Here is a 13384-nt window from a genome sequence, read left to right on the forward strand (position 1 = left end):
ATTATGAGGAGAAGCATTCATCTGCTTCTCTGATATAAAAAAGGAGATAACATGGAAAAACAAGGGAAAATGCACTATGCCTGGTGGATCATGATCGCAAGTGCTGCAATTTATGCGGCAAGTGTCGGTATTATCGTAAGCTGTGCTGGTCTATTATATCGCGCTGTAGCACAAGATTTCGGTGTTGGTGTATCTGATATTAGTTTGTATACATCAATTATGTATTTAACTGTAACAATTTTCTTACCGTTTGCAGGGAAGTTTTTAAATAAATTCGATGTTCGTTATATTTTAACAATAGCTGGTATTATAAATGCACTCGCATTCGGATTAATGGGCTTCTATACATCTGCCTGGAATTTCTACATCTCAGGTGTTGCACTTGGTATCGGTAGTACATTCCTGATTTATGGTACGATTCCATTACTAATCAACAATTGGTTTAAAGCAAAAGCCGGTACAGCATTAGGTTTTGCGATGGCCTTCATGGGTATTGGTGGTGCGATTTTCGCTCAAATCACTGGTGCGTTAATCGAATCAATCGGCTGGCGTCCAACATACATGATTTTAGGTGTATGTATCGCCCTATTAATTTTGCCATTTACATTATTCGTTATTCGTTCAAAACCAGAAGATATGAATAAACAGCCTTATGGAGCTGAAGAAACAACAAATAAAGTTGCTGTACAAGCACAACCTGAAACTGGGGTAATGAAAAACGTTGCCATCAAAACAATTCCATTCTATTTAATTTTAGGATTTACAGGTTTATTTGGTTTAGCATCTACAGTTGGCTTCCACGTACCAAACTTTATCCAATCAGTTGGTTTCTCTGCTGCAATGGCCGCTACAGGTGTTACATGTGTAACGATCGGTCAAACAGGCGGGAAGTTTCTGATCGGTGCGGTTAACGATAAATTTGGCGTTAAATTAGCATTGTTAACAGGTATCGGCAGTGGTATTTTAGGTACGATTGCTTTACTGTTCTCTGATTCATTCGGCATCGGTATGATGTATTTAGGTGCATTATTATTCGGTATCGGTTTCTCAGGGTCTACCCTTTTACCTCCAATGGTTATTCGTGAAGTATTTGGCGGTAAAGACTATGCATCCATTTATACTACAATCATGTCTGCTTCTACATTAGGTGTTGCAGTCGGTACTACTTTATTCAGTTACATTTTCGATACAACTGGATCTTACTATATCGTATTTATTACGGTAATTACGTTATTCGTAATTGTTATTTCTTCAAGCATCTTCTCATTGAACTGGAAGAAAAAATTAAATGTTTAAAATGTAAAATTTCAACTCTTTTATAACTTACAAGCATACCATTCAAACTTTTTTGTTCGTTATAAAAACAGCCTTCGTCACAATGATTGACGAAGGCTGTTTATTATATAACTTCATGATAATAAAGGGCATATAAATCATTCAATGTCACTTTACCAAATGCAAAGTCCATTACATTGTTATCCACTAAAAATTCAGTCAAATCGCTTAACAGCATTGGTTCTGAACTTGGTAGATGAAGAAGTGTCATGTCCGTAACGAGTGTCTGCTGCTCAATTAACGGATACTTTTCTTTCAACAGCGCTTTTACGGATTCTTCCATATTTTTCACCCGTACTGTTTTAATTTTCGCCTGACTGAACCCTTCAATAATTTCATTCGTATCGACCAGCTTCCCTTCATTAAACAGGAAAATCCGGTCCGCATATTTTTCCAGATTATCGAGTAAATGCGAGGCGATTATGATCATTTTCCCCTCAGCTTTTTTCTTCATTAAAATCTTCGAAATGATTTCAATATTATTCGGGTCGAGCCCATTCATTACTTCGTCCATCATCATAATGTCTGTATTCGCTACAATTTGCATCGCAAAACAAAGACGCTGACGCATGCCGAGTGAATAAGTACCAGTTTTTTTATTTACATAATGGCCCATATTCAGCGCTTCAATTGTTTCGTCGATCAGTTTCGGATCAGACTTCCACATCGTTGCGAACATTTTTAAATGGGCACGTCCGCTTAAATGATTATATAAATCGCTTTGATCCGGCATCATCGACACAAACTTGTGGATTTTTACCTCATTGGATTTACTTGAATAGCTAAGATTATCGTTAAATGATACTTTCCCGCTTGTTGGCGGCAAATAGTTCATTATGACATTCATCAAAGTGGATTTTCCGGTTCCGTTTGGTGCAACTAGCCCGATCATCTCGCCCTGTTCAAACTTGATTGAAATATCGTTGAGTACTTTCTTTTCAGCAAATTGAACGGTAATATTTTCAATAGCAATCATTCGTTGTCCCCCCCTTTATTTTACAAGCTTAAAACGTTTATTAAATGAAATGAGCAGCGTAATGACCAATAGGACAACTGCGCATATTGACAATAACAGCAGGCCGTATTGATAATCTACATTCTCACTTCCTAAATAATAGTTCTGATAACTAGACACAACTTTTCCGACATGGATATACGTTGTAGGAACTTTTTCCACTCCCCAAAAATACCCGATACCGCGGCTTATATAAAACTTTTCGCCAAAAATGACTAATAGTCCGGCCGCCAAGTTCACCATTTCTTGGCGGAACAGTACACTGCTTAAAATCACAACATTGATAATGACAATGAACCATACAATCAGTAATGATAAAGACCGACCCAAAAACATGCCTAATGTCATCATATTAGCTAAACTCTCATTCCCCCATTGCAAGAAATTAAAAGCATACTCGGGTGATGGCAGTTTAAGATGGCCGAAACCTGATTGAGCCCCGATTATCATAAAACCAATAAGTAAAGGAACAAATAATGTGATACTGCCGATAAAAGCAACACATATTTTTACGAGCAGCTTCTTCCAGTCGGCAATCGGAAAACCTTTTAACAGCGACGGGTGACGACGATCCTTCGTCACAATATCGATCGCCAGTAATAAGGTACAAATAATTAATATTAAAGGAAGCGGGCCTTTCAGAAGTCGCTCAAACGTCTGCAATGCCGTACGTTGTTCAAAAACACCAATCGACAACTCGTAATTCGCCTCATTAAAAGCACCGTACCGGTAATGTTGATCCATTGCATTTAAAGCACCTTCATCATTTGCAAATTCCCTGTCTGCCACATAATATCGGTCATTATAGAAAAGGTGTTCATTATAAAAAGTCAAATAGTTCATTTGAACATACCAGGCGCTTGTTACTTCCGCATACTTTTTCAGATCATTTGCATCAAGGGCATCCATTCTTGCCTTATCCATCGGGTTGATAGCAGCAAACTTATGATAAGCATCAACTGTAACCGGATGTACTTGCCATAAGTCCCTCTTACTTAAATCATCAATAAATTCCTGACGCGTTAAATAGCGGGCTTCAATTTCCTCCCGATCGACCTTTTCAATCGGATCATAGGCAGGTGCGATTTTAAATGCATAAAATATTGCAGCAAATGCCAAAAGAAAATAGATCGCCAAGTTTTTCTTATTCGTAAAAAACTGTTTCAGTTCAAATTTAAAATATCCGTACATTTCTTTCCCCCCTAGGCCCTTTTAATTTTTCTTGTAGAGAAGAATGTTTTAATGACGAATAACATGATTAAAATACAAATACTCATAATCAGTAACCCGATATTCATCGTTATATCCACAGGTCGCACTAAATCCAACGGCATTCCATTTAAAATTTCATTGAAGTTCATAAAATGGAACGGATTGTACGGGAACACGCTAATAATTGAAGGGAAAATAATAGGTAAAAAGAATAGAATAAAATGAACAAACAATGTTAAATACATATTTTTCAGCAGTACATTTAAAATAATGGACAAAAGCATTATAAATATCGAAATGACAAACATATAGACAATGCAAAGTACAATATAGTACACACTTGAAATTAATGCCGGCTCTCCGAAATAAACGGCCACTTGTTCAGAGCCATCTCCCAATCCATTGAATAACAAGGGTGAAGCACTAATAAAGATGAGCGCAATAAATGCGACAACATATAAAAAGGCAATGATACATTTGGATATCATATATTGGTCAAAACGAACAGGATAGCCTTTGATAATACTTGAATGCTCAAAATCATCCAGCAAAATCGAGCTCGTATAGAAGCTCATGAATATGTACCAGCCAACACCTACTAAACTAAAGAAATACAATAAAAATGGTATGTAATGAGATAAATCGCTGATCGTATTTTTTCCCGATTCGTGCATCGTTTTAAAATATAAGTAATTCATTGCATTTTGGAACTTGGAAGGCAGTAAATCCTCCACTTTTTCATAATCTTCCATATCAAAAGCTTGTTGACGCAGTTCCGCAATACGGTAAGACGCCTCATAATACATCGGATAATTTTCTACAGTTAATGAGGCAATTTGTAAGGCGACGGCACTTTTCTGCTGTGTCAGATTTTTAAATAAATCACTGCCATCCCCGTCCCTTGAGGCATCCTGCACTTGGAACTTGGATAATACAGCACGCGAACTGTAGTAGTCGCCCTTTTTTTCATTGAGCTGATCCCCTACTGACTGTGCTTTAATAAAAAACATACAGCCGAACACAATGACGATCACTGCAAGTAACGCGACAATATTTTTTCGGTTGGAGCGTTCGATTAATAACCCTACCTTTAACGCCTGCAACATAGATAATCTCCCTCCCCTTCTATATATCGACATTGAAAACGTTTACAAACCTAAAGTTCAAAATCAGGTACTTTATTAGAATAATCTATCAATTAATAATTTTCAAACTAAAAGGTAAATTTTCAATAAAAAGGAAGAAAATCCTTATAAATTAACTACTCTCCTTTAACTATTTCGTTTCATAACTGAAGTCAATATGAGATGAAATTATTTTTGTATAATACACCTATTTTTTACAAAATTATGAACTTTTTGTTTCTAACATGATTCGACACTCTATTATTTTGTAATAAGTTACGATGAATAAGCGCTGTTTTATTCAATCAAAAATAGTAAAACATCGTAATACTTCAGAAAGGAATATAAATTTAGCAATGAGATTTTTATTTTTCAAAAAAATATTCAGACTAAGATTGAGAATAAGAATTGAATCTAAAAGAAAAGACATGTACAAAAAAGCAAATGATCTAGGATTCACACACCCTGAAGTAGTACATTGCAGTCAAGAGTTAGACGAATTACTTAATAAGTATTCGGATACTGCTGCATAACAATAGAGAGAATACATAAATAATGTCGCTCAGGTTCTGTACGTAGACCTGCCGTATTTATGTTTTGTTATTAAAAAAGCGTTGGAGCATAAGCCCCAACGCTTTCTTTTTATTATATTTTTGTATATACACAATTAAATACCGTCCGTGTTCATCAATACAATACGCCAGCCATCCGGATCCGCAATCGTCACACCTTTTTCTGCCCAATACGGATTTTCCGGTGGAACTTCATCGTATCCCATATTAGCGAGTCGAGACTGTACAGTTTGAATTTGTTTGACATTAGGCATATAAAAAACGAGCAAATTATCTTCGGTTGGTGCAGGACATGGACTTCCATCAACATGCTCAGTAAATTCCAGATGATACGATGCATCCGGTAAGCCAATCATGATGCCGGTATATCCACGATGCCCTTTAAAGCCACCAAGTTTCTTAAGACCAAGACCTTCACAGTAAAAACGTTCGATTTGTTCTAATTGATCAGTTGGCCGTGCGATACGAAATTGTGCTACATGTAATGTTTCTGTCCACTGTTTCATTTACATCCCCTCCTTCTTCCATTTTAGAGAGAAAAGGAGAAAAATACTCTACAACAAACGGATGAAATCAAGACCTTACATATCGTATCTGTTAATGTGAAAAACGCGTTGGGGCATGCAGCCCCAACGCTTTCCTCTTAGTACATTTTCATATATTGGTCGCGTTCCCACTGTGTAACGGTTGTGCGGAACATATCAAACTCCACTTCTTTTGCTTCTTTGAAGTTTGCATAAATATGTTCACCTAACGCATCGATGATTACTTCATCTTTCGCTAAAGTACTTAATGCAGCATCCAATGAACCTGGTAAACTTGCAATACCATAAGCTGCACGCTCTTCAGCATTCATCACATAAATGTTACGGTCAACCGGTGCTGGTGGCTCGATTTCATTTTTCACGCCATCCAATCCTGCAGCCAAAATAACAGCCATTGCTAAGTAAGGGTTTGCCGATGGGTCAACTGAGCGTAATTCAATACGAGTTGATAGACCGCGAGATTCCGGAATACGTACTAATGGTGAACGGTTTTTTGGTGACCATGCCACATAACAAGGTGCTTCGTAGCCAGGTACTAAACGTTTGTATGAGTTGACAGTCGGATTCGTCACCGCTGTAAATCCTTGAACATGCTTTAATACACCCGCTAAGAAATGTTTTGCCGTTTTTGATAACTGTAATTCTTCCCCTTCATCCCAAAACGCATTTTTGCTTCCTTGGAATAATGATAAGTTGAAATGCATTCCTGAACCGTTCACGCCGAATAATGGTTTTGGCATAAATGTCGCATGTAGGCCATGTTTACGCGCAATTGTTTTTACTACTAATTTGAATGTTTGGATGTTATCGCATGCTTCCACCGCGTTGGCATATTTGAAGTCAATTTCGTGTTGACCCGGAGCAACTTCATGGTGCGATGCTTCAATTTCAAAGCCCATTTCCTCCAATTCCAATACGATATCGCGTCGGCAGTTTTCCCCTAAATCTGTCGGTGCCAAGTCGAAGTAGCCACCATCATCGTTCAACTCTAATGTCGGGTTGCCTTTTTCATCTAATTTAAATAAGAAGAATTCTGGTTCAGGTCCTAAGTTAAAGCTTGTAAAACCTAATTCCTCCATTTCTTTTAACATTCTTTTTAAGTTAGAGCGAGGATCCCCTTCAAAAGGAGAGCCGTCCGGACGTGCGATGTCACAAATTAGTCGGGCTACTTTCCCTTTTTCTGCAGTCCATGGGAATATCATAAATGTATCTAGGTCCGGGCGCAAATACATGTCAGATTCTTCAATGCGCACAAAGCCTTCAATTGAAGAACCGTCAAACATCATTTTGTTATCCAGTGCTTTGTCTAACTGACTTACCGGAATTTCGACGTTTTTAATTGTTCCTAAAATATCGGTAAATTGCAGACGAATAAATTTAACATTTTTATCGGCTACAATTTTTTTAATGCTCTCTTTCGTTGCTTTGCTTGTTCCATTCACCATTACATTTGCCATACTTCAACACTCTCCTTTTTAGTTGGTCCTACTCAGTTTTATATTGAAAGAAACGCGATAAATCGCCTTGACGTAGCGATGTTTTTTGCATGCGCTGTGCCTGCAGCATTTCTTCACGCAATATAGTCCGCAATTCTGTATCTGTCACGCGTACCACGTCAGGTTTCTTTACATACTCTTTCGATCTCATTGCAAATACCTTTTTGACACCTGCCATATTAATGCCCTGATCGAGTAGCTCTCTTATTTCCAGCAATGCATCAATATCATCAAGAGAAAACATCCGGCGATTCCCTTCTGATCTGGCAGGGACGATTAGTTCATGTTCCTCATAATAGCGAATTTGTCTGGCCGTTAATTCCGTCAATTGCATAACCATGCTAATCGGCAGTAACGGCATAGCTCTTCGAAACTCTCGACTCATTATCTCGCCTCCCTCTTCTTACCATTTACTTTAAACCAATGTAATATCCCTTGTCAATTCAATGTTATAAAAACTAACATACGTTTTTTAGAACGATCTTATCGCATAATTCGAACATTCCCTTAAATGGTTTTTTAATCCATGTTGCGTTTCAGTACATAATCCGTAATGAAATGACGTAAAATTTCATTACTACATAACATTGATGCATCTTTTTTTGCAAAAAAGTTGGTTAATTTACTCGTTGAAAAGTCATCCGGCCGAAATTCATGTATAATTATTACCATGCAAATTGAGGGGGAATTTTATGTCGAAGCAAGACATCGCAAAGTCAATCGGACAAAAAATCATTGTTATTATTGGCGGTTTAATCGCCGCTTATGGATTAGAAGCGGTATTAATACCAAATAACGTATCGGATGGCGGAATCACGGGGATTAGTATCGTTATTTCTCAGCTAACGCCAATATCATTAGGCCTGCTGATCGCCTTACTAAACATCCCGTTTATTTATTTAGGATATAAACAAATCGGAAAAACATTTGCTATCAATTCTGTTATCGGGATTGCATCATTAGCAATCGGTACTTCGCTTATGCACCATGTACCAACAATCATTACTGGCGATGCATTGCTTATTACAGTTGTAGGGGGGATCATTTTAGGTATCGGTATGGGTTTAGCACTCCGCAATGGTGGGGCTCTCGACGGGATAGACATGCTTGCTGTGTTACTTTCCAGAAAACTCCCTTTTGGTACAAGTGATCTCATTCTATTTTTAAACTTTTTCGTTTTCATTATCGTTTCGTTTGTTTTCGGATTCAAAGGTGCATTGCTATCAGCAATTGCGTACTATATTGCATCGAAAGTTATCATAATTGTAGAAGAAGGACTAAGCGGCTCTAAAACATACAAAATTATAACGAACGAGCCACTTAAAATGGTCGAAACGATCCGGGACCGCTTAGGACGAAGCGCCACATTCAATACGGTATACGGTGCTTACTCGCATCAGGAGTTCCAAGAAATCACTTGCGTAATTAACCGAATGGAGGAAAGCAAAATAAAAGGAATCATTCGTGAAATCGATCCGAATGCCTTTGTGACGGTGTACGAAGTAGTCGAAGTTAAAGGTGGAAACTTCAAAAAACAAAATATCCACTAAAACAGAAAACGGGTGTGTAAAAGGAAATTTTTCCTCTTACACACCCATTTTTTAATTCGTATTTACTTCACCGCTGCGATTCGGAATACATAATCCGATAACCGCCCCAACTACAGCCGGTACAATCCATCCTAAGCCAATTGAATAAAGCGGCAAGTAGTCCGCATAGATCGTTGAAATAGAGGACAACAAACTTACTTCAAATGCCGGTACACTACCGATCAATGCATTGTATCCATCAATTATACTAATAAAGAATACCAGCACAATCGCACCTGTAAATACAGGTTTTTTATAGTGAAACAACGGTCCTAAAAGTGCCAGGATTATTAACACAATTGCCAGCGGGTAAAGGAACATCAACACCGGAATCGCATATGTAATAATATTCGTTAACCCAAAGTTCGCAATGATAAAAGAAACAGCACATAGCATCACTACAAATGTCTTATAGCTGATTTTCGGAAACACTTCATGGAAAAACTCACTGCATGAAGTAATGAGCCCAATACTCGTTTTCAAACATGCAAGTACAATAATAATTGCCAACAAAATCGCACCATATGAGCCGAAGTAATGATCAGCAACAGCCGCAAAAATTTGCCCGCCATTTTCAAATGTACCTATTGCGGTTACACTTGATGCTCCCATGTAAGCAATCAGACCGTATATTAGCATCATTAATGCCATTGCAAAAATACCCGATTTCCAAGTCGCTTTTGCAATTTCTTTTTTATCTGTAATACCTGTCCGTTTAATCGCATGGATGACTACAATACCGAACGCAAGTGAAGCAAGTGCATCCATCGTATTATACCCTTCTTTAAATCCTGTCATAAACGCCTCGTTAATATAGGCCCCAGCAGGCTCAACAAATTTCCCCATTGGAGAAAATAGACTAATTCCGATTAATACAAATAAAAAGATTAAAAAAGCTGGCGTTAAGTATTTTCCGATAATGTCCATTATTTTCGCCGGATTTAACGAAAAGTAAAAAACTATCGCGAAGAAAATAAAACTGAATACCGCTAGCCACAATGTTGCCTGTGAAGGATCGATAAACGGTTCAAATCCAACGACAAACGGTACTGTTGCTGTACGTGGAATTGCAAAAAACGGCCCGATCGTTAAATATAAAGCCAATGCAAAAAACAATCCAAACATCGGATGTACTTTACTTGCCAAATCACGCAATCCATTACTTCCCGACAATCCGATTGCCAGAATTCCTAAAAACGGCAAACCAATTGCCGTAACTAAAAAGCCAATTAGCGCAAACCAATAATTCGTTCCTGCCAATTGCCCCATTTGAATCGGAAATATTAAATTTCCCGCTCCAAAAAACATACCAAACAGCATCGTTCCGATTACTGCATAGGTTGAAAATGGTATTTTTTTGTCCATCATATTCTCTCCCAAGATGTCATTTCATGGTGTTTTAATGAAACGTCCTAATTTTCTTAACAATGTACAATATCATATCAGCCCTATAACAGAATGACAATAGTAATAGTAAATATAAAAGGAGCGGTGTCATAAAGTTAACACTTTTACGACATCGCTCCGAATCTTATTATTTAATTAAGCCAAATATTGTCGGCGCTGATTTTCAATCCATACACGCATTGTACGGTAAAGCATCGTCACGACAACAATCATCATAATTCCTTTAACAATATTAAATGGTAAAATACCCAGTACGATCGTTTCGTACATATTATATTCGAAGCCTAGTAAGTACGTATACAGCGGTAAGAACGCCACATAATTTAATGCTGCCATTCCTAGTGACATAACAACCGTAGAAACAACTAAGCCTGTCATTAACCCTTTTGCAGAAGGGAATTTTTTATAAATATAGTAAGCTGGTAAAATGAATAATACACCTGTAGCAAAGTTTGCCATATGACCTACCGGAATCCCTTCAGGAGCCCCTGTGTAAATCCAGTCAAGCACATTTTTGACAAGTTCAACTAGAATACCCGCAACAGGACCCATTGTAATTGCCGCAATCAATGCTGGCACATCACTGAAATCAATTTGTAAAAACACCGGGAACCATGGTAGTGGGAAGTTTAACAACATTAGAACAAATGAAACTCCACTCAGCATTGCGATTGTTACGAATGATCGTAACTTTAAACTTCTTTTTTGCATATAAATCTCTCCTCTTTGCTGATTCCATCTCGCAAGAAGAAAGGACGTATCAAATCATTCCATGAAAAAACCCTTATACTCAAATAGAGCATAAGGGAGAAATAGGCACACTTAAATAAAGGGTCTATCAGTGCATTTGCAGCAATTCCTGATTTTTGTATACGAAAAAATATTCCGCAACAAATAAGGAACTTGAAAATAAGTACTGCAAAGCACGGCATTTTCAAAAAATGACGACCGTACCTTCACCTTCTCCCATCCAGACTATACTGTCGGCTTTGGAATTGCACCAAATCCTGCACACAAAAAGTGGCTCGCGGGCTCGAAAAGTTTGACATAACTTCCTCCAAGTAAATGGTCAGAGGTTATCACTTTTATTACCGCCGGTCGGGAGTTACACCCTGCCCCGAAGATGAATCAATATGAAATTTATGTAACAATTACCTTGCTACAATTCTTATTATATATAAAAAAAAGGAATTGTAAAGCCCATTGCTTACAATTCCTAGTAAATTAATTTGGATTATTGAAATTCATAATGGATACGATTTGCAGCAATCGGCTTCTCCACTGGTTTTGTGAAATCAAAACCGCCCCATTGTTCCTGTACAATATTTTCGAATTTGACTTGTTTATCAAAACTTGCCGCTGTCATTATTAACCCTTCAATCATTCGCATTGCTTGTGCAGGCTCGTAATTCTCCAAGTTTAAAGGCTCTTCAAATGTAATCGTAACGACTGATTCAGCGTCTTCAACTTTTAAATATACACCTGGCAATATAACCGTTCTATATATATCGTTCGCTTCCACCGTCATATTTTTGATTGCTTCTTCCACATTTGTAAAGCTCATTCGGAAATTCGGACTTAAATATACCGCCCCATTGCGCATCTGATACATAAAATAATTATATTGAGCGTTCTCATCGTTTAATAGAAACGGCTCATTTACATCTCCAATATGATCGAAGGAAATTGGTTTTCCTGAGATATTTTCTATTTGCACTTCCGTATATGCATCACTGAAAGTATCGACAAGTGAACCAAGATAATTCGATAAGGAAGCTGTTCCTGCATCATATTGGTGACCTTCCGGCAATATGTGAACAAGCGTGTTCCCTTCTTCTCGCAATTCACCCTTGTATGGATGATATTCATTAAACCCGAGCGACTGTTCATCAAGCAGCGGACTGAATGTATTATAAAGTTCCAGCTTTGACGGATTTTCTGTACCTGTTTTTTCGGCAACAACTTCATTTGGAATCAATATGCTCACTGGTACGCTTTCTGCATCATCCCCTGCAAGACCAATTTCTAATAATGTGTTGTCGGCAAGCTCATTTTCATAAACTAACGTTTGCTCCGGTTGAGCTTCCGTCGTAAAACTATTAATCATGGAGCGCTCATGTTGTGTAGACGCATCTTCTTTTGCACTCATCGTCATATTTTCTTCCGTTTCTGGAGTCTGAATGTCAAATGTTTCATTTTGCATTGTGACGGACTCATTATTCCCTATAAATTGCGCGCTGATTAAAACAATAATAAATATTGATGCAATCGAAACGAATAACGGTGCCCAACGGATGCCTTTTTGATTGTTTTGCTGTATATGAGGCGGATCTTCATTAAATGCTCCATCATCCTTTAATCGATTAAATACCTCATCTTTTGAACGATGATCGGTTACTTTCGGTGCTTTTTTCAGAAAAAGTTCAATCTCTTTTTCATCCCAATGCTCCTTTTTCATAATGGATTCGCCTCCCTTCCTTCTTGCGCTTCCAATAACAGCCGCAGATTCTTTAAAGCACGGTGCTGTGTCGTTTTAACTTTGCCGGGCGTCCACCCTAAAATTTCAGCTGTTTCCTGGATGGACAGTTCTTGAATAAATCGCATAATAATAACCATTTTCTGATCTCCTGAACATTCTTCCAATGCACCCAATAATTGATGGAGCTGATCATTTAATTCGGTAAATTGTTCAGGTGAAGGGATTGGGCTTACGAGTTGCTCTGTCTCCCAATCAAATGCTGTAAATGCATGCTTATCACGTACTTGTTTTTTTCTGAAATAATCGATCGCTACATTTTTTGCTATTGAAAACAGCCAGGTTTTTTCAGAGCTTTTCCCTTCGAAACGGTCGTATGATTTTAATACACGAACATACACTTCATGGGCAAGATCCTCAGCTGTGGTACGGTCTTTTACTAAGTAGAACAAAAAATTAAAAACATCCTGATGATACGTATCGTATAATCGATGGAAAATGGATTGCTGCACCCATCCCACCTCCATTCACGTAATTTGTCGTTTTCGAAACAAAAAAGTTACAATAATCATCCGTTTATAAACGAACTAGTCAATTAAAAAGAAAAGTTTAT

At 37.7% G+C, this 13384-nt stretch carries 13 protein-coding genes and 1 riboswitch; of the genes, 3 read left to right on the top strand and 10 right to left on the bottom strand.

Features of this window, described 5'->3' with window-relative positions:
- Positions 1–51: 51 nt before the first annotated feature.
- Positions 52–1296, top strand: a complete 1245-nt coding sequence (locus CBM15_RS15690; protein ID WP_087618231.1) for an MFS transporter — start codon at positions 52–54, stop codon at positions 1294–1296.
- Positions 1297–1399: 103 nt separating this feature from the next.
- On the opposite strand, the gene CBM15_RS15695 is transcribed toward CBM15_RS15690, so the two are convergent.
- The 3 genes from CBM15_RS15695 to CBM15_RS15705 are packed head-to-tail and all read right to left on the bottom strand — an operon-like array spanning position 1400 to position 4668.
- Positions 1400–2311: an ABC transporter ATP-binding protein gene (locus CBM15_RS15695; protein ID WP_087618232.1), complete on the bottom strand. Its 912-nt coding sequence runs from the start codon at positions 2309–2311 to the stop codon at positions 1400–1402.
- 15 nt (positions 2312–2326) lie between these two features.
- Positions 2327–3541, bottom strand: coding sequence for an ABC transporter permease (locus tag CBM15_RS15700; protein WP_087618233.1), 1215 nt, complete (start codon positions 3539–3541; stop codon positions 2327–2329).
- Positions 3542–3552: 11 nt separating this feature from the next.
- Positions 3553–4668, bottom strand: a complete 1116-nt coding sequence (locus CBM15_RS15705) for an ABC transporter (RefSeq protein ID WP_087618234.1) — start codon at positions 4666–4668, stop codon at positions 3553–3555.
- A 374-nt stretch (positions 4669–5042) separates the two neighbouring features.
- Between CBM15_RS15705 and CBM15_RS15710 the strand changes: the two genes are divergently transcribed.
- Positions 5043–5219: an aspartyl-phosphate phosphatase Spo0E family protein gene (locus CBM15_RS15710; RefSeq protein WP_014824333.1), complete on the top strand. Its 177-nt coding sequence runs from the start codon at positions 5043–5045 to the stop codon at positions 5217–5219.
- A 134-nt stretch (positions 5220–5353) separates the two neighbouring features.
- Here the strand turns inward: CBM15_RS15710 and CBM15_RS15715 are convergent, their stop codons facing one another.
- The 3 genes from CBM15_RS15715 to CBM15_RS15725 all read right to left on the bottom strand — a co-directional run bounded on the left by CBM15_RS15715 (position 5354) and on the right by CBM15_RS15725 (position 7684).
- Positions 5354–5764, bottom strand: a complete 411-nt coding sequence (locus tag CBM15_RS15715) for a VOC family protein (RefSeq protein ID WP_065216978.1) — start codon at positions 5762–5764, stop codon at positions 5354–5356.
- Between the two features lie 137 nt (positions 5765–5901).
- On the bottom strand, positions 5902–7260 hold the full coding sequence (glnA, locus tag CBM15_RS15720) for a type I glutamate--ammonia ligase (RefSeq protein WP_087618235.1): 1359 nt from the start codon (positions 7258–7260) through the stop codon (positions 5902–5904).
- 28 nt (positions 7261–7288) lie between these two features.
- Entirely contained in the window at positions 7289–7684 is a 396-nt protein-coding gene (locus CBM15_RS15725) for a MerR family transcriptional regulator (RefSeq protein WP_008408113.1), read from the bottom strand.
- Positions 7685–7991: 307 nt separating this feature from the next.
- Here CBM15_RS15725 and CBM15_RS15730 point away from each other — a divergent pair, with 307 nt between their 5' ends.
- A complete protein-coding gene (locus CBM15_RS15730) occupies positions 7992–8849 on the top strand; it encodes a YitT family protein (RefSeq protein ID WP_014824336.1) in 858 nt (285 codons plus the stop codon).
- A 51-nt stretch (positions 8850–8900) separates the two neighbouring features.
- Here CBM15_RS15730 and brnQ read toward each other — a convergent pair whose 3' ends face one another.
- The 4 genes from brnQ to CBM15_RS15750 all read right to left on the bottom strand — a co-directional run bounded on the left by brnQ (position 8901) and on the right by CBM15_RS15750 (position 13283).
- Complete coding sequence (brnQ, locus tag CBM15_RS15735; RefSeq protein WP_087618236.1) at positions 8901–10253, bottom strand: branched-chain amino acid transport system II carrier protein; 1353 nt, start codon at positions 10251–10253, stop codon at positions 8901–8903.
- A gap of 177 nt (positions 10254–10430) precedes the next feature.
- Positions 10431–11006: an ECF transporter S component gene (locus CBM15_RS15740; protein WP_014824338.1), complete on the bottom strand. Its 576-nt coding sequence runs from the start codon at positions 11004–11006 to the stop codon at positions 10431–10433.
- Between the two features lie 243 nt (positions 11007–11249).
- A riboswitch (FMN riboswitch) is annotated at positions 11250–11424 on the bottom strand.
- A 105-nt stretch (positions 11425–11529) separates the two neighbouring features.
- The gene (locus CBM15_RS15745) at positions 11530–12753 is read right to left on the bottom strand and encodes a hypothetical protein (protein ID WP_087618237.1); all 1224 of its coding nucleotides are present in this window, start codon (positions 12751–12753) and stop codon (positions 11530–11532) included.
- Entirely contained in the window at positions 12750–13283 is a 534-nt protein-coding gene (locus CBM15_RS15750) for an RNA polymerase sigma factor SigX (RefSeq protein ID WP_087618238.1), read from the bottom strand. Before CBM15_RS15750 ends, CBM15_RS15745 begins: the two co-directional genes overlap by 4 nt.
- Positions 13284–13384 lie beyond the last annotated feature (101 nt).

It is taken from the genome of Solibacillus kalamii (assembly GCF_002174535.1).
Taxonomy (GTDB): Bacteria; Bacillota; Bacilli; order Bacillales_A; family Planococcaceae; genus Solibacillus; species Solibacillus silvestris.

Excerpts from the sequence above, each read along its gene's own strand:
- CBM15_RS15690 (WP_087618231.1), top strand. The coding sequence starts at position 52 with ATGGAAAAACAAGGGAAAATGCACTATGCCTGGTGGATCATGATCGCA.
- CBM15_RS15695 (WP_087618232.1), bottom strand. The coding sequence starts at position 2,311 with ATGATTGCTATTGAAAATATTACCGTTCAATTTGCTGAAAAGAAAGTA.
- CBM15_RS15700 (WP_087618233.1), bottom strand. The coding sequence starts at position 3,541 with ATGTACGGATATTTTAAATTTGAACTGAAACAGTTTTTTACGAATAAG.
- CBM15_RS15705 (WP_087618234.1), bottom strand. The coding sequence starts at position 4,668 with ATGTTGCAGGCGTTAAAGGTAGGGTTATTAATCGAACGCTCCAACCGA.
- CBM15_RS15710 (WP_014824333.1), top strand. The coding sequence starts at position 5,043 with ATGAGATTTTTATTTTTCAAAAAAATATTCAGACTAAGATTGAGAATA.
- CBM15_RS15715 (WP_065216978.1), bottom strand. The coding sequence starts at position 5,764 with ATGAAACAGTGGACAGAAACATTACATGTAGCACAATTTCGTATCGCA.
- glnA (WP_087618235.1), bottom strand. The coding sequence starts at position 7,260 with ATGGCAAATGTAATGGTGAATGGAACAAGCAAAGCAACGAAAGAGAGC.
- CBM15_RS15725 (WP_008408113.1), bottom strand. The coding sequence starts at position 7,684 with ATGAGTCGAGAGTTTCGAAGAGCTATGCCGTTACTGCCGATTAGCATG.
- CBM15_RS15730 (WP_014824336.1), top strand. The coding sequence starts at position 7,992 with ATGTCGAAGCAAGACATCGCAAAGTCAATCGGACAAAAAATCATTGTT.
- brnQ (WP_087618236.1), bottom strand. The coding sequence starts at position 10,253 with ATGGACAAAAAAATACCATTTTCAACCTATGCAGTAATCGGAACGATG.
- CBM15_RS15740 (WP_014824338.1), bottom strand. The coding sequence starts at position 11,006 with ATGCAAAAAAGAAGTTTAAAGTTACGATCATTCGTAACAATCGCAATG.
- CBM15_RS15745 (WP_087618237.1), bottom strand. The coding sequence starts at position 12,753 with ATGAAAAAGGAGCATTGGGATGAAAAAGAGATTGAACTTTTTCTGAAA.